Here is a 20,663-nt window from a genome sequence, read left to right as displayed (position 1 = left end):
CACCACGACAGGAGATGCCATGTCCCAGGACCACCCCACCCACGGCTCGCAGCCCGGCCCCGGAGGCTGGCAGCCCAGCAATCCGCCCGCCCCGCCTCGCCAGCAGAGCTGGTTCGGCCGTCACAAGGTGCTGACCACCCTGCTCGGGCTCGGCCTGCTGCTGGTCCTCTGCTGCGGCGGGGCCGCCCTCGGACTGTCCGGGGACGACCCGAGCGGGACGTCGGCGAGCGGGCAGGAAGGCGCCGGCACGACTGCCGGCGAGTCCGCCGAGAGCACCGACGGAGGCGACGGGGCCGACGCACCGGACGAGGGCGCCGCGGCCCCCGGTGACGTCGTCAGCGACGGCACCTTCGACTTCACCGTGTCGCAGGTGCGCGACGGTGGTCAGCAGATCGGCGACGACATGCTCGGGACCAGCGCCCAGGGCACCTTCTGGCTGGTGGACATCTCGGTGACCAACACCGGTGACTCCGCCCAGTACTTCAGCGACAGCGACCAGGTCGTCATCGACGAGGAGGGCCGCGAGCACTCCGCCGACACCGAGGCTGCGATCTACCTCGACAGCGCCCAGGACGTCTTCCTCGAGGAGATCAACCCCGGGAACACCGTCGAGGGAACCCTCGTCTTCGACCTGCCGGCTGGCGCCACCCCCAGCCAGATCGAGCTCCACGACTCCATGTTCAGCGGCGGGACGACCGTCGACCTCACCCGCTGAGCATGGCCAGGTGGCGGCTGCCCCGCGGGGGACGGGGCAGCCGCTGCGGAGCGCCGCTCACCAGGTCGGACGCGGGTGTGGGAGCGTGCCCGCCATGGACTCCTCGATGATCTGGAACGGCTGGACCCCGATCGTGCACGGCGCGGTCATGGCCACGGTCGGCTACGTCGTGCTGCTCATCCTGCTGCGCACCAGCGGCCCCCGGACGATGTCCCAGATGACCCCGCTCGACTTCGTCGTCGCGGTGACGCTCGGCTCCGCCTTCGGCCGGACCATCACCGCCCAGAAGGTCGCCGTGGTGCAGCTCATCTGGGTGCTCGTCGTGCTGGTCGCCCTCAAGTGGGCCTTCGCCTACCTGCGGTCGCGGTCGGAGCGGATGCGTCACCTGCTCGACCACCCGCCGGTGGTCCTCTACGAGGACGGGACGATGGGGGACCGGGCGCTGCGCCGCCACCGCCTCGTCGAGGCCGACGTGCACGAGGCGGCGCGCGGCGCAGGCAAGGGATCCTTGGCCGACGTGCACACGGTCCTGCTGCTGCGCAACGGCGGCCTGGGCGTCATCGGCTACGACGCCATCGGGGACGGCTCCAGCGTCACCCCCTACGTGGCGAAGGAGCGCTGAGCCGCGCCCCTGACCGCCGGTGCCGCCGGGCGGGCCGTCGGACGCGCCGACCTGCCACGGGGGAGCGGCAGGGTGATCTAGGGTGAGCCACGCCACGACGACGAGGCCGGCAGCGGAAGGGGTGGACGGTGATCGAGCACCGCACCGACGTCCCCCGCACCTACCGCGTCGTGGCCGGGGCGCTGCGGCCGATCTTCCGCGCCGCCACCCGCTACGAGGTCAGCGGCACCGAGCACGTCCCGGCTTCCGGCGGGTTCATCGTCACCCCCAACCACGTCTCGCACATCGACCCCTTCCCCTGGGCGCACGTGCTCTACCTGCGCGGCATCGCCCCGGTCTTCCTCGCCAAGAGCGAGCTCTTCCAGACGCCGGTCGTCGGGCAGGTGATGCGCGGCGCCCAGCAGGTGCCGGTCTACCGCGAGTCGCGTCGCGCGGTCGACGCGCTCCGCGACGCGGTCACCGCGCTCGAGCAGGGACGCTGCGTCGCGGTCTACCCCGAGGGGTCGCTGACCCGGGACCCGCAGCTGTGGCCCATGCGCGGCAAGTCCGGCGCGGCCCGCCTCGCCCTGCAGTCCGGCGCGCCGGTCATCCCGATCGCCACCTGGGGAGCCCAGGAGCTGCTGCCGCCCTACGCCCGGGTGCCGCGGCTGCACCGCCGGCACCGGGTGCAGATCCGCTTCGGTCCGCCCGTCGACCTCACCGACCTGGCGGCGCGCCCGGACGAGCGGCACGTGGCCGCCGAGGCCACCGACCGGATCATGGCGGCGATCACCGCCGAGCTGGAACAGCTGCGGGGCGAGCCGGCCCCCGCGCAGCGGCACGACCCGTCCACCCACGGCCAGCAGGTCACCGGCAACTACCGACGCGCCCCGCGCACCCGACCAGGAGGTCACCCGTGAGCCACATCGCCGTCTTCGGAGCCGGGAGCTGGGGGACCGCCTTCTCCACGATCCTCGCCGGCGGGGGCAACGACGTCCGCATCTGGGGGCGCCGCCAGGAGGTGGTCGACCAGATCAACGCCGGGGTCAACGAGGACTACCTCCCGCAGACCCGGCTCTCGGAGCGGATCAGCGCCTCCACCGACCCCGAGGAGGTGGTCGGCGACGCCGAGATCGTCGTGCTCTCGGTGCCCAGCCAGTCGCTGCGGGACAACCTCACCGGCTGGGCGCCGCTGCTCGCCGGCGGTGACCGGGTGGTCGTCTCCCTCATGAAGGGGGTCGAGCTCGGCACGACGAAGCGGATGAGCGAGGTCATCGCCGAGGTGGGCCAGGTGCCGACCGAGCGGATCGCTGTCGTCAGCGGACCCAACCTGGCCCGCGAGATCGTCCAGCAGCAGCCCGCCGCCAGCGTCGTCGCCTGCGCCGACGTCGCCTCCGCCGAGCGGGTCGCGGCCGCCTGCTCGACCGACTACTTCCGCCCCTACACCTCCGCCGACATCGTCGGCGCGGAGGTCGGCGGCGCCGTGAAGAACGTCATCGCCCTGGCCGTCGGCATGGCCGAGGGGATGGGCCTGGGCGACAACACCAAGGCCTCGATCATCACCCGTGGCCTGGCCGAGACCACCCGGCTGGGGGTCGCCCTCGGGGCCGACCCGCGCACCCTGTCCGGCCTCGCCGGGGTCGGCGACCTCATCGCCACGTGCATGTCGCCGCTCTCGCGCAACCACGCCTTCGGGGTGAGCCTGGGCCAGGGGATGACGGTCGAGCAGGTGCAGGCGGAGAAGCGCCAGACCGCCGAAGGGGTGAAGTCCTGCGCCTCGATCCTCGAGCTGGCCCGCCACCACGGCGTCGACGTGCCGATCACCGAGCAGGTCAACAACGCGGTCAACCACGGCCACTCGGTGCAGAACATGGTGCGGGCGCTGCTGTCGCGGGCGCGCAAGCACGAGACCGACTGACCGTCGTCCTCGGCGGGCTCAGCCGCGGAGCGCGGCGTCCAGGTCGCGCCAGAGGTCCTCAACGTCCTCGATGCCGACCGAGAGCCGGACGAGGTCGACCGGCACCGCCTCGGGCTCGCCCGGCTGACGGCGGCGGCGCTCCAGCTGCGACTCCACCCCGCCGAGGCTCGTCGCGTGCACCCACAGCCGGGTGGCCGCGCACAGCCGCTCGGCGCCCTCGGCGCCACCGTCGACCTCGATCGAGACGATCGCGCCGAAGCCGGGGTAGCGGACCCGGTGCACCCGAGGGTGGTCGCCGAGGCGAGCGGCGAGCTCGGCGGCGTTGGCGCAGGCCCGCTCGAGCCGGACGGCCAGCGTGCGCAGCCCGCGCAGCGCCAGCCAGGTCTCCATCGGCCCGGGGACCGCGCCGGAGAGCTGCCGGTGCCGGGCGAGGCGCTCGTGGGTGGCGGCGCCCTCCGACCCGGTGACCGTGACGCCCATGAGCAGGTCGGAGTGCCCGGCGAGGTACTTCGTCGCCGAGTGCACCACGACGTCTGCGCCGAGCTCCAGCGGGCGCTGCAGCAGCGGGGTGGCGAAGGTGTTGTCCACCGCGCTCAGCACACCGCGCTCGCGGGCTACGGCCAGCAGGGTCCGCAGGTCGGCGACGTCCAGCAGCGGGTTGGTCGGGGACTCCAGCCAGAGCAGGTCGGCCCCCTCCAGCGCCGCGGTCACCGCGGCGGTGTCGGTGACGTCGTCCACCCAGCGCACCTGCAGCTGCCCGCGCTCGGCGGCCTCGGTCAGGTGCACGACCACCCCGTTGTAGGCGGCGGCCGGGGCGACGACCGTGCCACCGACCGGGACCAGCGAGACGACGGCCGCGACCGCGGCCATCCCGGAGGCGAAGGCGAGGGCACGGCCCCCTTCGAGCGGGCCGACGGCGTCCTCGAAGGCGGTCCACGTCGGGTTGCCGACCCGGGCGTAGTTCACCGGGCCGTCCGCGACGTAGGTGGAGGTGAGCACCGGCGGCACGCTCATCGGGGCACCCGGCTCCTGCGGCGGGCGGCCGAGGGAGACGACCTGGGTGGCGGGGGCGTCCGCGGGCTGGGGCATGCGGCCACGATACGGCGCGGCTGCGGGGACTAGAGTCGGCGGTGATGACCAGCGACGCGACCCCCACCCCGCACGACCCCACCACGCCGGCGCGCCCGCGCGTCGCCGTCGTCTTCGGGGGACGCTCCTCCGAGCACGCGGTCAGCTGCGCCACCGCCGCCGGGGTGCTGCAGGCGATCGACCGCGACCGCTACGAGGTCGTGCCGATCGGCATCGCTCGGGACGGCTCGTGGGTGCTCGTCGCCGACGACCCGGCGCCGCTGCAGCTGACCCCGGGCCATACCCCCGAGGTGCTCGGTCGTGGCGCGGAGGTGCTGCTGCCCAAGCGCACCGGGGACCGCACCCTGGTGGTCCACGAGCCGGGGCAGGCGCTGGCCGCCTTCGGTGAGGTGGACGTCGTCTTCCCGCTGCTGCACGGCCCCTACGGCGAGGACGGGACCCTGCAGGGGATGCTCGAGCTGGCCGACCTGCGCTACGTCGGCTCCGGGGTGCTCGCCTCGGCGACCGGCATGGACAAGCACTACATGAAGCTCGTGCTCGGCGGGGCGGGGCTGCCGATGTCGCCCTTCGTCGTCATCACCGATGCGCAGTGGCGGCGGGACAAGGCGGCTGCGATGGACGCGGTGGGGGCGCTGACCTTCCCGGTCTTCGTCAAGCCGTGCCGCGCCGGGTCGTCGATGGGTGTCTCCAAGGTCGACGACCTCGACGGGCTGGAGGCGGCGATCGAGGCCGCGCGCGAGCACGACCCCAAGGTCATCGTCGAGACCGGCATCGTCGGCCGCGAGATCGAGTGCGCCGTGCTGCAGGGCCGGGGCACCGACGCCCCGCGCACCTCGATGCCCGGCGAGATCGCGGTGGACCTGCGCAGCGGTCACGACTTCTACGACTTCGAGGCGAAGTACCTCGACGAGGCCTCGGTGCAGCTGTCCTGCCCTGCAGACCTCACCGACGAGGTGACCGCGGAGGTGCGGCGGGTGGCGGCGACCGCCTTCGAGGCGCTGGGCTGCGAGGGGCTGGCCCGGGTGGACTGCTTCGTCACCGAGCGCGGCGAGGTCGTGCTCAACGAGATCAACACGATGCCCGGCTTCACGCCGCACTCGATGTACCCGCGGATGTGGCAGGCCAGCGGGCTGAGCTACCCGGAGCTCATCGACGAGCTCGTCCAGCTGGCGCTGGAGCGGCCGGTCGGGCTGCGCTGAGCGGGCCGTCTCCCCGGCTCAGGTGCAGGTCAGGTCGTTGCGCGGCAGGTCCTGCGCGGCCTCGGTGAGCGGCGGCAGCAGCAGCGCCGGGGCGCCGTAGTCCTCCGGCACGAGCACCTCGATCGCCGGGTCCCGGCCGAAGGTGGTGACCCGGCTGCCGTCCTCGAGATCCTCGACCACCCAGTCGATCCCGTCGACCACCGCGCAGCTGTCGGTCGTCGGACCCAGCGCCGGGACACCGCACCGGGCGATGATCGCCGGGTCGCCCCAGGCGCGCACGGCGGGGTCTGCCGGATCGGTCTCGGCGACCGGCTGGCCCGCCAGGGTCTGCGGCCAGCTCTCGGCCGCGGTGGCGCACGCCGAGGAGCCGCCCGCGTCGGGCACGGCGACCTCGACGGCCGAGGAGCAGCCGGCGAGGACCAGGGCGGCCAGCGCGGTGCAGGTGGCCAGGCGGCGCATCGGCGAGGAGCCTCCGGGGTCGCACGATCAGATCGGCTCGACGCTACCGTGAGCGCGGACCCGGCAGCTCAGGGGTTCGTGACGGGGCTGGTGGTGCTCGGTCACGCGCTGGCGGTGCCCTGTCGCCGTCGATGGTTTCTCGATCAGGAGGTACGGGTGAGCGAGTCGGACCGGCGGCCGGACGGCCGCGCCCAGTCATGGCCCACGCTGGGCGAGCTCGGTGAGGACGCGGTGCTGGCGGAGGTGCTGGCAGCGCTCGGCCCGCAGCCCGGCGACGTGCCGGTGGCTGCCGGGGACGACGCGGCCGTGCTGGCGACCCCGTCGGGGAGCGTCGTCGTGACCACCGACTCGATGGTGCGCGGCCTCGACTGGCGCGACGACTGGTCGACCGGTGACGACGTCGGGCAGAAGGTGGTCCGCCAGAACCTCGCCGATGTGGCGGCGATGGGCGCGGTCCCGACCGGTCTGGTGCTGGCGCTGGCCGCCGACCCGGCCACCCCGATGGCCTGGGTGACCGAGCTCGCCCGGGGCGTCGGGCGGACCAGCCGTGCGGCCGGTGCCGCGGTGATCGGCGGCGACCTCTCCGGCGCTCCGGCCGGGACGGTGATGGTCGGGGTCACGGCGATGGGTGACCTGCAGGGGCGGGACCCGGTGCGCCGCAGCGGCGCTCGACCGGGGGACGTCGTCGCGGTGGCCGGGACGCTGGGGCGTTCCGGTGGTGGGCTGGCGCTCTACCTCGACGGCACCGATCAGGGCGGGGGAGAGGCGGCCGACGAGCTGCGAGAGGTGCACCGCACCGCGCTGGGGGCGCCGCTGGCCGCCGGACCCGTCGCGGCGAAGGCCGGGGCGAGCGCGATGATCGACGTCTCCGACGGCCTGGTGCAGGACCTGGGGCGGGTGGCTGCCGCCAGCGCGGTGGCGGTCGATCTTGAGCGTGCGGCGCTGACGGCGGTGGCTGCCGGGCCGCTGAACGAGGTGCACGGACCCGAGAGGGCGCTGCACCACGTGCTCGCCGGGGGCGAGGAGCACGCGCTGGTGGCCACCTTCGCTCCGGTGGCGGTCCCGACGGGCTGGCAGGTCATCGGCCGGGTGCTGGACGGACCGCCCGGGGTGACGGTGGACGCCCGGGCCGTCGAGGCGGCCGGCTGGGACCACTTCCGGCGCTGAGGCGCCCCCTTCGTCCTGCGGGGCGGCGACCTGCCGACGTCGAGTGACCGAGCAGGCGCACCCGACCGATGTCGAGAAGCTCTCGCTTCCTGGAGAAGGCTTCCCCGGGAGACGAGCCTTTATCGGGTTACCCGATAAAGGCTCGTCACGGGTGCGAAGGGGGGAGGGGCCAGACGCGCGACAGCCGCCGACCCGAGCGGGGGCGACGGCTGTCGGAACGGGCGGCTCAGGTCAGCGGGTGACCTTGCCGGCCTTGAGGCACGAGGTGCACACGTTGAGACGCTTCGGGGTCCCGCCCACGGTGGCGCGCACGCGCTGGATGTTCGGGTTCCAGCGACGCTTGGTGCGCCGGTGCGAGTGCGAGATGGAGTGGCCGAAGCCGGGTCCCTTGCCGCAGACGTCGCAGTTGGCAGCCACGGTTGATCTCCTGGTGTCGTGTCAGTGGTCGAGGTGTGCGCCGGAGATGACCTGCGTCGGTGACGAACCACCGGGGTCTGGCGCCGGGCAACCGGTCCAGCGTAGCCGAGGGCGCTGGTGCTGACCAACTCGGCCGGCGCCGGCGCCGCGAGCGAGGGTATATCGGTGCCTCACGGTGCGGCGAGGCGACCGGCTGCGCTCACTCAGGTTGTCGACGAGGCACCCACCGGTGCGCTCACCCGTGGTCGACGCGGAGACGCGCACCCAGATCGCCGTGGATGCGAGCATCCCGACCGCACCGCTGGACTACCGTGTCAGACGTGCTCGCCGACCTGGACACCGCCGCCCTGCGCCGATGGGCCGTGGTCGCCCGGGCAGCCCTGGCCGCGCGACGGGCCGAGATCGATGCGCTCAACGTCTACCCCGTCCCGGACGGCGACACCGGCACCAACCTCTACCTGACCCTCGACCAGGCGCTGGACGCGGTGCGCACCGACCACGAGCAGCGAGGGGTGCTCGGCGTCGACGACCTCGGCGAGGACCTCACCGCGATGTCCCGGGCGATCCTGCTCACCGCGCGCGGCAACTCCGGGGTCATCCTGAGCCAGATCGTTCGCGGTACCACGGAGGTGCTCGTCGAGCCCGACGGCCGCGCCGCGCCCGCGCTGGTGGCAGCCGCGCTGACCCGGGCCGCTCAGCGCGCGCGGGAGTCCGTCGTCCGCCCCCAGGAGGGCACGATCCTCACCGTCGCCGACGAGGCCGCGGCCGCCGCGGAGCGCGCCGCCGACGACGGCGCCGAGCTCGCCGGCGTCACCCGGGCCGCCGTCGAGGGCGCCCGCGACGCGCTGGCCCGCACCCCGGAGCAGCTCGACGTGCTCGCCGCGGCCGGCGTGGTCGACGCCGGTGGCGCCGGCTACCTGCTCTTCCTCGAGGCGCTGGACCGGGTGGTGCGGGAGAGCAACCCGGTGGACGGCTTCCTCGTCGACGAGTTCACCCTCAACCCGAGCATGGAGCGACGGGCGGAGTGGTCCCGCCCCGTGGTCGACCGGCCACCCTCCTCCGGGGCCACGCAGGCCGCGCCCGCACCGACCCACCCCGCCTTCGAGGTGATGTACCGGCTCGACGGGGTGGGCGACGAGGCGGTTGCCACGCTGCGCGAGCGCCTCGACGGGATCGGCGACTCGGTGGTCGTCTCGGTGGCCGGCGACACCTGCCGGGTGCACGTGCACACCGACGACATCGGTGCCGCCATCGACGCGGGGCTCGACCACGCCCGCCCGCACGACCTGGCCGTCACCGCGCTGGAGGACACCCGCCACCGCACCCCGGCGGTCGGTCTGTCGGTCGTCGCCTGTGCGGCAGGCCCCGGCATCGCCGCCCTGCTCGAGCAGGCCGGCGCGACGACGGTCGCCAGCGGACCGCGGCACCGCGCCTCCGCCGGCGAGCTGCTCGAGGCGGTCCGGGCCACCGGGACCGCCGAGGTCATCCTGCTGCCCAACGACCGGGACACCCGGCTGGCCGCCGACGCCGCCGCCCACGCCGCCGGCCAGGAGGGTCAGGAGGTGCACGTCGTCGCCTCCGGCACGGCCGTCCAGGGGATCGCCGCGCTCGCCGTCTTCGAACCCGGCACCAGCGCCTCGCGCAACGTCGTCGCGATGACCCGGGCCGCCGCGGCCACCCGGCACGGCGCCGTGACGATCGCGGCGAAGGCGGGACTGACCTCCGGCGGTGCCTGCGAGGTCGGGGACGTGCTCGGCATCGTCGGCGGCGACATCGCCATCGTCGGCGACGACTTCGACACCGTGGCCACCGAGGTGCTGCAGGCGGTCACCGGCGGGACCGCCGAGCTGGTCACCCTCGTCGTCGGCGACGAGGCCCCCGACGGGGTCGCCGACCGGCTGCAGGAGCGCCTGCGCGGCGAGCACCGCGGCGTCGAGATCGAGGTCGTCGACGGGGGCCAGCCGCACTACCCGCTGCTGCTCGGGGCGGAGTAGTGGTCACCGAGCGCACCCGGCTCAAGGGGCTGCTGGGCCAGGCCGCGTCCAAGCTCGCCACCCACCGGGACATCGAGACCGCCGGGGACCTCCTCGCCTTCTGGCCGCGGCGCTACCGGACCGCCGAGGCCGACCTCGGCCAGCCGCGGGTCGGTGACTTCCTCGTCGCCGTGGCCCGGGTCGAGGAGGTCACCACCCGCTCCATGCGCAACCGCCGCGGACGGATGCTCGAGGCGCGGATCACCGACGGCCGCAGCCGGCTGCGGCTGACCTTCTTCGACGCCCGCGGCCACGAGCGCAAGCTCTTGCAGGGCCGGGAGTACCTCTTCGCCGGGCAGGTCACCGAGTACCGCGGGCAGCGCCAGCTCGCCCACCCCGGCTACGCGACCCTGGAGGAGGCGGCCGCCCTCGGCGAGCTCGGCGACGCCGACCACAGCGGCCTCATCCCGATCTACCGGCACGTGCCCGGGGTGCACCCGTGGACGATCACCCGCTGCGTTCGTCTCGTCCTCGGCCAGCTGGAGAGCGTGCCCGACGCGGTGCCGGCCGAGATCCGCGACCGGCGCGGGCTGCTGGACCGGGAGGCGGCGCTGCGGGCCATCCACGCCCCGCGCGAGCGGGGCGAGGTCGAGGCCGGGCGGCGCCGGCTGCGCTACCAGGAGGCGCTGGTGCTGCAGACCATCCTGGCCACCCGCCGGGCCGAGGCCGCCCAGGTGGTCACCCAGGAGCGGCGACGCCGCGACGGGGGGCTGCTCACCGACTTCGACTCCCGGCTGCCCTTCGAGCTCACCCCGGGCCAGCAGCAGGTCAGCGGCGAGATCCTCGACGACCTGGCCCGGCCCACCCCGATGCACCGGCTGCTGCAGGGCGAGGTCGGCTCCGGCAAGACCGTGGTCGCGCTGCGGGCCATGCTCGCCGCCGTCGACTCCGGCGGGCAGGCGGCGCTGCTGGCGCCCACCGAGGTGCTCGCCGCCCAGCACGCGAGCTCGATCCGCCGGATGCTCGGCGACCTCGCCGAGGGCGGCATGCTCGGCGGCGCGGAGAACGCCACCCGGGTCACCCTGCTCACCGGCAGCCTGTCCGCCGCCGCGCGCAAGGAGGCGCTGCTGGAGATCGCCTCCGGCACCGCCGGGATCGTCGTCGGCACCCACGCCCTGCTGGAGGAGAAGGTGAGCTTCGCCGACCTGGCCCTGGTGGTCGTCGACGAGCAGCACCGGTTCGGCGTCGAGCAGCGCGACGCGCTCCGGGCGAAGGGGGCCACCCCGCCGCACGTGCTCGTGATGACCGCCACCCCGATCCCGCGGACGGTGGCGATGACCGTCTTTGGCGACATGGAGACCTCGACGCTGCGCGAGCTGCCCCGCGGGCGCCAGCCGATCACCAGCCACGTCGTGCCGGTGGACCGGCCGGGGTGGCTGGAGCGGACCTGGGCGCGGCTGGCCGAGGAGGTGCGCTCCGGGCGCCAGGCCTACGTCGTGTGCCCGCGGATCGGCGACGACGTCGGCGGCCCGGGGGACACCGACGGCCTGGAGCTCGTCGAGGAGCCGCTGCCCGAGGAGGACGAGAGCGCCGACGGCGAGGCGGTCGGCACCGTCGAAGGTGACGGGGAGAGCGGCGACGGAGCGAGCGGCGCGGCCGAGCGTCCGCTGGCGGCGGTGCTCGAGGTGCTCGAGCAGCTGGGCGCCGAGCCGGAGCTGGCCGGGGTGCGGATCGCGGCGCTGCACGGTCGGATGCCGGCCGAGGACAAGGACGCGGTGATGGCCCGCTTCACCCGCGGCGAGATCGACGTGCTCGTCTCGACGACGGTCATCGAGGTCGGCGTCGACGTGCCGAACGCCTCGGCGATGGTCGTGCTCGACGCGGACCGCTTCGGGGTCTCCCAGCTGCACCAGCTGCGCGGGCGTGTCGGACGCGGCAGCGAGCCCGGTCTGTGCCTGCTGCTCATCGCCAGCGAGGCCGACTCGGCGCACGAACGGCTCGCTGCGGTGGCCGGGTCCAGCGACGGCTTCGACCTCTCCCGGCTGGACCTGACCCAGCGCCGCGAGGGCGACGTGCTCGGCAACGCCCAGCACGGGGTGCGCTCGCAGCTGCAGCACCTGTCCGTGCTGCGCGACGAGGAGCTCATCGAGATGGCCCGCGAGGACGCGGCGGCGCTGCTGGCCGCCGACCCCGAGCTCACCGGGTGTCCCGAGCTGGCCGCGGAGATGGCCGCCTGGCTGGACCCCGACCAGGCCGCGCACCTGGAGAAGGGCTGACCCCCACCACTGCGCATTTGCCCGGGCAGTTGCCGGGTGGGGCGAAATTGCCCGGGCAGTTGCGCAGGGGTGGGGTGATTTGCCCGGGCAGTTGCGCGGGGTGGGGTGATTTGCCCGGGTAGTTGCGGGGGAGGGCGAAATTTGCCCGGGCAGTTGCGCGGGGTGGGGTGATTTGCCCGGGCAGTTGCGCGGGGTGGGGTGATTAGCCCGGGCAGTTGCGGAGAAGGGGGCAGGTGGGCGGCGGCGGGGGCGTCGGCAGCGGCCCGGTGTGACCCTCGGCCGGGGATGGTCGATGATGGAGCCGTGACACGCATCATCAGCGGCGAGGCCGGCGGCCGCCGGCTGCGCACCCCCGACGGCGACGGCACCCGGCCGACCAGCGACCGGGTGCGCGAGGCCCTCTTCTCCTCGCTCGAGGCGCGCGGCATGGTCGAGGGCGCGCACGTCATGGACCTCTACGCCGGCTCCGGCGCCCTCGGCCTGGAGGCCGCCAGCCGCGGCGCCGCCAGCGTGCTGCTCGTCGAGTCCGACAAGGGCGCCTGCGGGGTCATCCGCGCCAACATCTCCGACCTGGGCGCCGCCGGCGCGCGCCTGCAGGGCGGCACGGTCGAGTCGGCCCTGGACCGACCCGCGTCGCTGCGCTACGACCTCGTGCTCGCCGACCCGCCCTACGAGGTCGACGAGGACACCCTCTCCCGGGTGCTCGAGCTGCTGCTGGCCCGGGACTGGCTCGCCGAGGAGGCGCTCGTCGTGCTCGAGCGCTCCACCCGCTCCCCGGAGCCGACCTGGCCGGCCGGGCTGGTCTCGATCGGCTCGCGCACCTACGGCGAGACCGTCCTGTGGTCCGCCGAGCGGATCGGCATCGAGTACCACATCTGAGCCACCCGGCCCGTGGCACAGTGTCCCGGTGAGCGCCGAGACCACCACCCGCCCCCGCCGAGCCGTCTGCCCCGGGTCCTACGACCCGATCACCGCCGGGCACACCGACGTCATCCGCCGGGCCTCCGCCCTCTTCGACGAGGTCGTCGTCGCGGTGCTGCACAACCCGGCGAAGCACGGCACCTTCAGCGTCGAGGAGCGGATCGCGCTCATCCACGACGAGGTCGACCACCTCGGCAACGTGCGGGTCGCCGCCTTCGCCAACCGGCTGCTCGTGGACGTCTGCACCGAGCTAGACGCGCCGTGCATCGTCAAGGGGCTGCGCGGCGGCACCGACTTCGCCTACGAGGTACCGATGGCGCTGATGAACCGGCACCTCACCGACGTCGAGACCCTCTTCCTGCCCGGGGACCCGGCGCTGGAGCACGTCTCCAGCTCGCTGGTCAAGGAGGTGGCCCGCTTCGGCGGGGACATCACCGGCCTGGTCAGCGAGCGGGTCCGCACCGAGCTCGTCGCCCGGCTGGCGGAGAGCTCCGCCTGACCTCTGCGGGCGCGGGTTTGGGCGAAGGGGGAGCCGCCGGTACTCTGGGACGTCGGCCGGTGTCGTCGTGACCCAGGCCGTCCCCTGCCGGAGACTGTGACCATGGAACGCCTCGATCCCGCCTCGGCCCTGGTGCTCGACGCCAAGGACGTCGGTCGGCGACCCGGAGCGATGCATGCCGTGGAGCGCACCGCCGGCGCACCCGCCGACTTCGGCACCGACGTCATCGCCGTCCCCGAGGGCCAGCCGCTGGCCCTCGACGTGCGCATGGAGTCCGTGCACGAGGGCGTGCTGGTGACCGGGACGGTGTCGGGAACGGCGGTCGGGGCCTGCGTGCGGTGCCTGGACGACATCGACCTGCCGGTCGACGCCCGCTTCCAGGAGCTGTTCGTCTGGCCGGACCGTGCGGAGCACCACCGTGAGGTGGACGCCGAGCACGACCAGGACGAGGAGCACCAGATCGTGGACGACATGATCGACCTCGAGACGGTGCTCCGGGACGCGGTGCTGCCGAGCCTGCCGTTCCAACCGGTGTGCCGGGACGACTGCCCCGGGCTGTGCTCCCAGTGCGGGGCCCGGCTCGAGGACGACCCGGAGCACCACCACGACGTGATCGACCCCCGGTGGGCGGCGCTCGAGGCCCTGGCGCCTCTCGCCGGCAGCCAGGGGTCGAGCGAGACCGAGACGAACGACGAGAAGAGGAACTGACGTGGCCGTCCCGAAGCGGAAGATGTCCCGCTCCAACACCCGCAGCCGCCGCGCCAACTGGAAGGCGACGCCGGCCGCGCTGTCGACCTGCCCGCAGTGCAAGAACCCGGCTCCGGCCCACCAGGCCTGCCCGACGTGCGGCACCTACAAGGGCCGCTACTACGGCAGCGCCGACCGCGCCGAGCACCAGGCCTGACCCGGGCGGTCCCATGGGCCGACCCGACGACGCCGAGCAGCGACCCGTCGAGGAGCTCTCCGCACTGCTGACCGAGCTGTGCGGGGCGCCCGTCGACGCGTCGCTGCTCACGCATGCCCTGACGCACCGCTCGTACTCCTACGAGAACGGCGGCCTGCCGCACAACGAGCGCCTGGAGTTTCTCGGCGACGCCGTGCTCGGGCTCGTCGTCACCGAGCACATCTACCGCAGCCACCCAGACCTCACCGAGGGGCAGCTGGCGAAGATGCGCGCCGCCGTGGTGAACATGCGGGCCCTGGCCGACGTCGCCCGCACCATCGACCTCGGCGGCCACGTCTACCTCGGGCGCGGCGAGGAGGCCACCGGCGGCCGGCAGAAGAGCTCGATCCTCGCCGACACCCTCGAGGCCCTCTTCGGCGCCGTGCACCTCTCGCCCGACGCCGGCCCGGACGCCGCCGCGCGGCTGGTGCACGCCCTGCTCGACCCGGTGATGGAGCGCTCCGCCCGCCTCGGCGCCGGGCTGGACTGGAAGACCTCGCTGCAGGAGGCGGCTGCCGCCCGAGGCATGGGCGCACCGGCCTACCGCACCGAGGACAGCGGCCCGGACCATGACAAGACCTTCGTCGCCCGAGCCGTCATCGACGCCTCCGAGTGGGGCCGCGGCACCGGGCGGACGAAGAAGGACGCCGAGCAGCGGGCGGCCGCCACCGCCTACGCGGCGCTCATGACCGACGCCGCGGACGACGGCGGGACGGACGGCGGCGCGCTGCACGGCAGCTCGGTCGCGGAGAGCGTCCAGGACGAGGGCGACGAGGCCGGCGACCAGCCCGCGCCCGCCTGACGTGCCCGAGCTGCCCGAGGTCGAGGTCGTCCGCCGCGGCCTCGCCGACCACGTCACCGGCCGCCGGATCGCCGCCGTCGAGCTGCGCGGCACCCGCGTCGCCCGCCGTCACGTCGAGGGCCCGGACGACCTCGCCGGTCGGCTGGCCGGGCGGGTCGTCACCGGCGCCCACCGCCGCGGCAAGTACCTCTGGCTGGCGCTGGCCGACGGGCCGGAGCAGGTGGCCGACGAGGGGCTCGTGGTGCACCTGGGGATGAGCGGCCAGATGCTCGTCGCTGAGCCGGGCAGCGCCGAGCCGGCGCACCTGCACGGCCGGTTCACCTTCGCCGACGGGGGGCGCGAGCTGCGCTTCGTCGACCAGCGCACCTTCGGCGGCTTCGCCCTCGTCGACCTCGACGACGACCTCGTGCCGACCAGCCTGGGGCACATCGCCCTCGACCCCTTCGACCCCGGCTACGACCGAGCCGCGGTGATCTGGGACGTCAAGCGCCGGGACAGCGGGATCAAGCGGGTGCTGCTCAACCAGACCGTCGTCTCCGGGATCGGCAACATCTACGCCGACGAGGCGCTGTGGCGAGCCGGGCTGCACGGGGAGCGGGTCGCCGCGACGCTGACGAAGCCGGCGATCGGGCGGCTGCTGGACCACGCCCGGGACGTCATGGCCGAGGCGCTGGAGCAGGGCGGCACGAGCTTCGACGCGCTCTACGTCAACGTCAACGGCACCTCCGGCTACTTCGACCGCCGGCTGGCGGCCTACGGGCAGGAGGGGCGTCCGTGCCCGCGCTGCGGGACGCTCATGCGGCGGGAGACCTTCATGAACCGCAGCTCGACCTCCTGCCCCCGCTGCCAGCCCCGGCCCCGCACCCGCCGCTGACCTCACCCGCCTCCCCTTTATCGGGTTACCCGATAAAGGCACGGTCACCGGGGAAGGCTTGTCGCGCATCCGAGAGGTCCTCGCGTGCGGAGGTGCGGGGACTGTCTGCCGGCGAAGCGGGCAGACGTCTGGGTGTCCGACCGAACGGCCGGCCAACGTGCTGCCGTTGACCTCTAGGCGTCCTAGGTGTCGCCGACGATGTCCCTGGCGGCCAGGACCGCCGGGCCGAGGCCCCAGACCCGCCACGTGCCGTCATCGAGTCTGACCAGCGTGAGGAATGTGACGGTCGTCGCGTAGGCGGCGAAAACTTGCGCGGTGGCGGCGACCTCGGGGATGAAGCGCATGAACGCGATCCGTTCCGGTTCGTCGACGGCGCGGATCACTCGTGACGCGAGCGACTTGTCGGCGAGCATGTTGACGGCCCACTGGTAGTCGCCCCACGCGCGAGGTGCGAACGTGAGTCCGCGAGCCGCCTCCGGCTCCGCGTCGAGGGCCATCCACCACCGGAGCGCGACCTGCGCGGGGTCGGTCAGGTCTCCGGCCTCGCCGAACGCGGCCACGGCCTCGTCCTGGTCGGCGCTCACGAGCGCGGTGATCGGCGAGGAAGGCGCTTCGGGGCCCTTGTCGAGGGAGCGGATCTCGTCGGCGGCCAGGTTGGCGAAGATCGGCACCGTCGCGGTCAGCGAGGCGATGAACTCGGTGGCGGTCTGCGCCGGGTTCGTCAGGGCGGCGCTACCTCGGCGCAGGGCCTCGACGACACCGGTCGGGTCCTCGGCCAGCAGGCCGGTCAGGAACGCGTCCGGGTGGACGACGTCGATCTGCCGATCGCGCGTTGAGGTCGGGGGGAAGTCCTTGAGGTTAAACGTCACCAGCGTGTCGGCCTCGGCCCGGACCGCAGCCGCGAGTACGTGCCGATCCTTCGGGTCGCAGGTCATGCCGTCCGTCAGGTGGTCGAAGTCATCGACGAGCGCGGCTGCTCCGAAGGCGTCTCGCATCGTGCGCACGCGGTGCGCAGCCCTCTCCTCGCTGATGCCGAGCTTCGGAAGGTTGCGCCGCACCTCGTCGAGGATCTGGTCGGACCAGAGCAGCTCGAAGATCCCTGCTTCGGCGATCCACAGCAACGTCGTGGCCAGGCGTATCGGCACCAGCGCGCACGCGTCGAGGATGGCTCCGCGGGTGCCTCCCTCTGTCGCGTCTATCACCGTGTCTCGATCACCCGGTCGGCAGGAGTGGCCGCGGTGACGTCACCAGCGAGTTCGGTCATCGCGGAGCGCCTGCGGGACTGAGCCTCTGCCTGATAGCGCGCTAGCTCAGAGACCGAGATGCGACGGTGCACGGCACTGGTCTCCGCTTGCAGGTCACCGCGGTCGACCAGCCGCACCACAGTCATCCGACTGACGCCGAGCAGGGCGGCCGCCTGACTCGTAGAGATGGTCGCCTCGGCCGGGAAGACGACTGCGTCGTCGCTGGACTCGAGCACGTCGAGCAGCCGCGCGAATGCCGCGCGGGCGGTGTCCGTGATCTCGGGCGTGCCGCGAAGGGCCTCATCCACCGCCTCGCGCAGCTGCACGGCCTTCTCATGCGCGATCGCTCCTGCCATCTCTTCAGGATACGCCATGAAACGCTCAAAACACCCAGAGCGGGTCCAGTTCTCGACCTGCCGGGGTGCTCAGGGCTGCGGGAGCTCCTCGAGCTCGACGGCCTTGCCGGTGTGCTTCTCGGAGAGGTCGGCGAAGGCCTGCCGGATCGTCGCCGCGTAGGTGTGCGACCCGGGCTGCGAAGGGTGGATCCCGTCGGCCTGCAGCTCCTTGGGGCTCCCGGCCACCGCCGCGTCCCAGTCGGCGATCGCGACGTTCGGCCGGTCGGCGGCGATCTCGGTGAGCGCCTCGTTGTCACTGTCGATCCGGGAGAGCCGGTCGGCGTGCAGGTTGACGATGACCACCATCCGGTCCTCGCCGATCTCGTCGAGCAGCCGCTCCACGGTGGCGACGTCGGTGCCGGCGTTGGTCCCGAAGCCGAGGACCACCGCGCGGCGCAGCGAGTCCCCGGCGTCCTCGACGGCGGTCAGCCCGTCGCTCCAGCGCCGGTTGGACTCGGCGTCGATCTGGATCCCGGGGAAGTAGTACTCCAGCGCCGGCACCGACCCGACGACCATCGAGTCGCCGAAGACGTCGATCTCGTCGCCCTCCGGCATGGTGAAGCTCGCGGTCTGCGTGGCGCTCGGCTCGCTGTCCCGCGGCCCGCTCGCGGCCGCCTGGTTCTGCTCGATCGTCTGCTGGGTCTTCGTGGTCTCCGGCGCCGTGGTCAGCACGACGACCAGCGCCAGCACGGCGACGGCCGCCAGACCCGCGGTGATCTGCCGGGTGCGCCGCGCCGAGCCCACGAGCGCGCCCCGGGCCGCGGCCAGCGCCCCGCGGAAGCCGAGCCGACGCACCGGCATCTCGACGAAGCGCAGCGTCAGGTCGGCCAGCGCCAGGGTCACCACGACCGCCCACACCCGGGTCCACACGAAGGCGGTGGTCCCGGCGGCGGCCGGCATGTCCTGGCCGACGATGAGGATGACCGGCCAGTGCCACAGGTAGATGCCGTACGAGCGCTGCCCGAGCCAGGTCATCGGCGGCAGCTCGAGGATCGCGCGCAGCCGACCCGGCCGGTCGATCGCGCCGAGCAGCAGCACCGCGGTCGCCAGCGAGATCAGCGGGATGCCCAGGCGGAAGGTCCAGGCGTGCTCCTCGCCGGCCAGGAGCAGCAGCGCGACGACGGTCACCCCGGCCACGGCGATCAGCCCGCGGCGGCGCCGCTGCCAGCCGGGCGAGCACGTCCAGGCGCGTCCCGGTCCGGCCCAGACGATCGCCAGCGCGGCCCCGAGCATGAGGCCGACCAGGTGGGTGTCGGTGCCGTAGTAGGCGCGGGTGGGGTTGGCCGGGTCGTAGGTCAGCCCCATGAGCAGCGCGGAGACCAGCCCGATGCCCGCGACGAGGCCGGCCATCACCCCTTCGGTCACCCCGGTGCGGCGGTGCAGCGCCAGCAGCCCGAGCATGACGAACGGCCACGCGAGGTAAAACTGCTCCTCGACCGCCAGGCTCCAGAAGTTCATGAAGAGCTGCGGCGAGGTGGCCTCGAAGTAGTTGCTGCCGTTGGCGATCTCCAGCCAGTTCGTGGAGAAGGTGAGCGCCCCGAGCACCTGACGCCGGATGCCGACGAGCAGGTCGGTCTCGACGGTGCGGGCCAGCAGCACGCAGACCGGCACGACGACGAGCAGCGCGGGCAGCAGCCGGCGGGCGCGGCGGGTCCAGAAGCCACGCAGGTCGACGTGGCCGGTGGCGGTGCGCTCGCGGACCAGCAGGGTGGTGATGAGGAAGCCGGAGATGACGAAGAAGACGTCGACGCCGAGGAAGCCGCCGGGCAGCCACGCCGGGTCGAGGTGGAAGAGCAGCACCGCGCCGATGGCCACCGCGCGCAGCCCGTCCAGGCCGGCGAGATGGCCACGAAGGGGGCGTCCCGCGGGGGTCTGCTCCTCCACGGGTGAGGTCAGGGTGGCGCTCACGCAGGGGAATCTAGGGACTTCGCGCCCCGGGGTGGGGGAGGCTCACCGGGGTCCGGTCCCCTTCGCCCGCCTCGGTGCCCGGGTCAGCTTCCCGACCGCGCTCGGGCTCGGCGGGCCTGGCGCGCCGGTAGGTTGGCGGCCATGAGCGAGTCGACGCCGCAGCGCGCCACCTGGTTCGTCAAGGGTCGGGTGCAGGGCGTCGGCTTCCGCTGGTGGACCCGCTCCCAGGCGCTGGAGCTCGGGCTCGTCGGGCACGCCCGCAACATGGGTGACGGCCGGGTCGAGGTGGTCGCCCAGGGAGATCCCGCAGCGCTGGACACCCTGGGGGAGCGGCTCGGCGAGCAGCCCTCGACCATCCGCCGCCCGGGCCGCGTGGACGGCGTCGTCCGCCAGCCCGGTACCCCCCGCGACGGCCTCACCACCTTCGTCGAGAAGTAGTCGCCGCGCACCCAGAACCTCCGGCTACCACGCAGTAAGTGTCGTGATCACAGCACTTACTGCGTGGTAGCCCGCGTCGTAGGGCGCGCGAAGGGGATCGTGGGTGCGCGGATGGGATGGCGTGCGGGGAAGCGGGCGGCGGGGGCGTGCGGACCGACAAAGGGGGCGGCGCCTAGGCTGGCGGACGTGAGCGAGCCACCCTCCGAGCTGCAGCGGCTGCGGCAAAGCATCGACAACGTCGACGCCGCGCTGGTCCACCTGCTCGCCGAGCGCTTCAAGGCGACCCAGCGCGTCGGGGAGCTCAAGGCCGACCTCGGCCTGCCGCCGGCGGACCCGGCCCGCGAGGAGCGGCAGATCGCCCGGCTGCGCGGTCTGGCCGACGAGGCCGGGCTGGACCCCCACTTCGCCGAGAAGTTCCTCAACTTCATCATCGCCGAGGTGATCCGCCACCACGAGGCGATCGCCGGCAACGCCGCCGCCGGCAGCGCCGCCGACGGCCCCGCCGGCGCCGCGACCGAGGGCACCCCCACCGCCGACTGACCAGCGCCGACTGATCGGCCGCCCGACTGATCGCCGCCGACCGTCACGAGCCGGACGACCCCCGCCCGACCCTCGAGATCCCGGGGCCGGTGCGGCCCGCGACGTAGAGTGAGCGGGATCGATCGCCCGGCCGACGGAGGACCCCGCCGCTCATGTACGTCAAGAGCCTGACCCTCAAGGGCTTCAAGTCCTTCGCCTCGGCGACCGACCTGCGCCTCGAGCCGGGCATCACGTGCATCGTCGGCCCCAACGGCTCCGGCAAGTCCAACGTCGTCGACGCCCTCG

At 73.7% G+C, this 20,663-nt stretch carries 23 protein-coding genes; 17 read left to right on the top strand and 6 right to left on the bottom strand.

Annotated features, from left to right (window positions below; genetic code table 11):
- Positions 1-19 precede the first annotated feature (19 nt).
- The 4 genes from BJY28_RS00115 (at position 20) to BJY28_RS00100 (ending at position 3,234) form a co-directional block, all read left to right on the top strand.
- Complete coding sequence (locus BJY28_RS00115; RefSeq protein WP_179461209.1) at positions 20-715, top strand: DUF4352 domain-containing protein; 696 nt, start codon at positions 20-22, stop codon at positions 713-715.
- A 94-nt stretch (positions 716-809) separates the two neighbouring features.
- Positions 810-1,337 carry a DUF421 domain-containing protein gene (locus BJY28_RS00110; protein WP_179461208.1) on the top strand — a complete coding sequence of 176 codons (528 nt, stop codon included), beginning with the start codon at positions 810-812 and terminating at the stop codon, positions 1,335-1,337.
- A 128-nt stretch (positions 1,338-1,465) separates the two neighbouring features.
- Entirely contained in the window at positions 1,466-2,236 is a 771-nt protein-coding gene (locus BJY28_RS00105) for a 1-acyl-sn-glycerol-3-phosphate acyltransferase (RefSeq protein ID WP_179461207.1), read from the top strand.
- Complete coding sequence (locus tag BJY28_RS00100; protein ID WP_179461206.1) at positions 2,233-3,234, top strand: NAD(P)H-dependent glycerol-3-phosphate dehydrogenase; 1,002 nt, start codon at positions 2,233-2,235, stop codon at positions 3,232-3,234. The genes BJY28_RS00105 and BJY28_RS00100 overlap by 4 nt, the downstream gene beginning before the upstream one ends.
- A gap of 18 nt (positions 3,235-3,252) precedes the next feature.
- On the opposite strand, the gene BJY28_RS00095 is transcribed toward BJY28_RS00100, so the two are convergent.
- Positions 3,253-4,323, bottom strand: coding sequence for a trans-sulfuration enzyme family protein (locus tag BJY28_RS00095; RefSeq protein WP_179461205.1), 1,071 nt, complete (start codon positions 4,321-4,323; stop codon positions 3,253-3,255).
- 44 nt (positions 4,324-4,367) lie between these two features.
- Between BJY28_RS00095 and BJY28_RS00090 the strand changes: the two genes are divergently transcribed.
- Positions 4,368-5,522, top strand: a complete 1,155-nt coding sequence (locus BJY28_RS00090; RefSeq protein WP_179461204.1) for a D-alanine--D-alanine ligase family protein — start codon at positions 4,368-4,370, stop codon at positions 5,520-5,522.
- Positions 5,523-5,540: 18 nt separating this feature from the next.
- Here BJY28_RS00090 and BJY28_RS00085 read toward each other — a convergent pair whose 3' ends face one another.
- A complete protein-coding gene (locus BJY28_RS00085; protein ID WP_179461203.1) occupies positions 5,541-5,981 on the bottom strand; it encodes a DUF3515 family protein in 441 nt (146 codons plus the stop codon).
- A 156-nt stretch (positions 5,982-6,137) separates the two neighbouring features.
- On the opposite strand from BJY28_RS00085, the gene thiL reads away from it, so the two are divergent.
- Positions 6,138-7,148, top strand: a complete 1,011-nt coding sequence (gene thiL, locus BJY28_RS00080; RefSeq protein WP_343036869.1) for a thiamine-phosphate kinase — start codon at positions 6,138-6,140, stop codon at positions 7,146-7,148.
- A 231-nt stretch (positions 7,149-7,379) separates the two neighbouring features.
- Here thiL and rpmB read toward each other — a convergent pair whose 3' ends face one another.
- Positions 7,380-7,565 (bottom strand): 50S ribosomal protein L28, encoded by a 186-nt coding sequence (gene rpmB, locus BJY28_RS00075; protein ID WP_179461202.1) that lies wholly within the window; start codon positions 7,563-7,565, stop codon positions 7,380-7,382.
- A 320-nt stretch (positions 7,566-7,885) separates the two neighbouring features.
- Here rpmB and BJY28_RS00070 point away from each other — a divergent pair, with 320 nt between their 5' ends.
- The 8 genes from BJY28_RS00070 to mutM all read left to right on the top strand — a co-directional run bounded on the left by BJY28_RS00070 (position 7,886) and on the right by mutM (position 15,853).
- A complete protein-coding gene (locus BJY28_RS00070) occupies positions 7,886-9,559 on the top strand; it encodes a DAK2 domain-containing protein (protein ID WP_343036868.1) in 1,674 nt (557 codons plus the stop codon).
- Positions 9,559-11,814, top strand: coding sequence for a helicase-related protein (locus tag BJY28_RS00065; RefSeq protein WP_179461200.1), 2,256 nt, complete (start codon positions 9,559-9,561; stop codon positions 11,812-11,814). Before BJY28_RS00070 ends, BJY28_RS00065 begins: the two co-directional genes overlap by 1 nt.
- Before the next feature lie 303 nt (positions 11,815-12,117).
- Positions 12,118-12,693, top strand: coding sequence for a 16S rRNA (guanine(966)-N(2))-methyltransferase RsmD (gene rsmD, locus BJY28_RS00060; RefSeq protein WP_179461199.1), 576 nt, complete (start codon positions 12,118-12,120; stop codon positions 12,691-12,693).
- Between the two features lie 28 nt (positions 12,694-12,721).
- The gene (gene coaD / locus BJY28_RS00055; RefSeq protein ID WP_179461198.1) at positions 12,722-13,234 is read left to right on the top strand and encodes a pantetheine-phosphate adenylyltransferase; all 513 of its coding nucleotides are present in this window, start codon (positions 12,722-12,724) and stop codon (positions 13,232-13,234) included.
- A 102-nt stretch (positions 13,235-13,336) separates the two neighbouring features.
- Positions 13,337-13,942, top strand: a complete 606-nt coding sequence (locus BJY28_RS00050) for a YceD family protein (RefSeq protein ID WP_179461197.1) — start codon at positions 13,337-13,339, stop codon at positions 13,940-13,942.
- Position 13,943: 1 nt separating this feature from the next.
- A complete protein-coding gene (rpmF, locus tag BJY28_RS00045) occupies positions 13,944-14,138 on the top strand; it encodes a 50S ribosomal protein L32 (RefSeq protein WP_179461196.1) in 195 nt (64 codons plus the stop codon).
- A 13-nt stretch (positions 14,139-14,151) separates the two neighbouring features.
- On the top strand, positions 14,152-14,979 hold the full coding sequence (gene rnc / locus BJY28_RS00040) for a ribonuclease III (protein WP_179461195.1): 828 nt from the start codon (positions 14,152-14,154) through the stop codon (positions 14,977-14,979).
- A 1-nt stretch (position 14,980) separates the two neighbouring features.
- Positions 14,981-15,853, top strand: coding sequence for a bifunctional DNA-formamidopyrimidine glycosylase/DNA-(apurinic or apyrimidinic site) lyase (gene mutM / locus BJY28_RS00035; RefSeq protein WP_179461194.1), 873 nt, complete (start codon positions 14,981-14,983; stop codon positions 15,851-15,853).
- A gap of 182 nt (positions 15,854-16,035) precedes the next feature.
- Here the strand turns inward: mutM and BJY28_RS00030 are convergent, their stop codons facing one another.
- The 3 genes from BJY28_RS00030 to BJY28_RS00020 form a co-directional block, all read right to left on the bottom strand.
- A complete protein-coding gene (locus tag BJY28_RS00030) occupies positions 16,036-17,055 on the bottom strand; it encodes a VapC50 family PIN domain-containing toxin (protein ID WP_179461193.1) in 1,020 nt (339 codons plus the stop codon).
- Positions 17,052-17,453, bottom strand: a complete 402-nt coding sequence (locus BJY28_RS00025; RefSeq protein WP_179461192.1) for a helix-turn-helix domain-containing protein — start codon at positions 17,451-17,453, stop codon at positions 17,052-17,054. Before BJY28_RS00025 ends, BJY28_RS00030 begins: the two co-directional genes overlap by 4 nt.
- A gap of 69 nt (positions 17,454-17,522) precedes the next feature.
- A complete protein-coding gene (locus tag BJY28_RS00020; RefSeq protein WP_179461191.1) occupies positions 17,523-19,400 on the bottom strand; it encodes an acyltransferase family protein in 1,878 nt (625 codons plus the stop codon).
- A 141-nt stretch (positions 19,401-19,541) separates the two neighbouring features.
- Here BJY28_RS00020 and BJY28_RS00015 point away from each other — a divergent pair, with 141 nt between their 5' ends.
- From BJY28_RS00015 to BJY28_RS16990, 3 genes are all read left to right on the top strand, one after another.
- Entirely contained in the window at positions 19,542-19,838 is a 297-nt protein-coding gene (locus tag BJY28_RS00015) for an acylphosphatase (RefSeq protein WP_179461190.1), read from the top strand.
- A gap of 186 nt (positions 19,839-20,024) precedes the next feature.
- Complete coding sequence (locus BJY28_RS00010) at positions 20,025-20,378, top strand: chorismate mutase (RefSeq protein WP_425485686.1); 354 nt, start codon at positions 20,025-20,027, stop codon at positions 20,376-20,378.
- Between the two features lie 152 nt (positions 20,379-20,530).
- Positions 20,531-20,663: AAA family ATPase (locus BJY28_RS16990; protein ID WP_179461188.1), on the top strand; the 133-nt coding region annotated here is incomplete at its 3' end.

Source organism: Janibacter alkaliphilus (assembly GCF_013408565.1).
Classification (GTDB): Bacteria; Actinomycetota; Actinomycetes; order Actinomycetales; family Dermatophilaceae; genus Janibacter; species Janibacter alkaliphilus.
Note: the sequence above shows the minus strand (reverse complement) of the source record. Positions and strands in the feature narration are given on the sequence as shown.

What these genes read in the sequence shown, in the direction of transcription:
- BJY28_RS00115 (WP_179461209.1), top strand. Translation starts at nt 20, where the DNA reads ATGTCCCAGGACCACCCCACCCACGGCTCGCAGCCCGGCCCCGGAGGC.
- BJY28_RS00110 (WP_179461208.1), top strand. Translation starts at nt 810, where the DNA reads ATGGACTCCTCGATGATCTGGAACGGCTGGACCCCGATCGTGCACGGC.
- BJY28_RS00095 (WP_179461205.1), bottom strand. Translation starts at nt 4,323, where the DNA reads ATGCCCCAGCCCGCGGACGCCCCCGCCACCCAGGTCGTCTCCCTCGGC.
- BJY28_RS00090 (WP_179461204.1), top strand. Translation starts at nt 4,368, where the DNA reads ATGACCAGCGACGCGACCCCCACCCCGCACGACCCCACCACGCCGGCG.
- BJY28_RS00085 (WP_179461203.1), bottom strand. Translation starts at nt 5,981, where the DNA reads ATGCGCCGCCTGGCCACCTGCACCGCGCTGGCCGCCCTGGTCCTCGCC.
- BJY28_RS00050 (WP_179461197.1), top strand. Translation starts at nt 13,337, where the DNA reads ATGGAACGCCTCGATCCCGCCTCGGCCCTGGTGCTCGACGCCAAGGAC.
- rnc (WP_179461195.1), top strand. Translation starts at nt 14,152, where the DNA reads ATGGGCCGACCCGACGACGCCGAGCAGCGACCCGTCGAGGAGCTCTCC.
- BJY28_RS00025 (WP_179461192.1), bottom strand. Translation starts at nt 17,453, where the DNA reads ATGGCAGGAGCGATCGCGCATGAGAAGGCCGTGCAGCTGCGCGAGGCG.
- BJY28_RS00015 (WP_179461190.1), top strand. Translation starts at nt 19,542, where the DNA reads ATGAGCGAGTCGACGCCGCAGCGCGCCACCTGGTTCGTCAAGGGTCGG.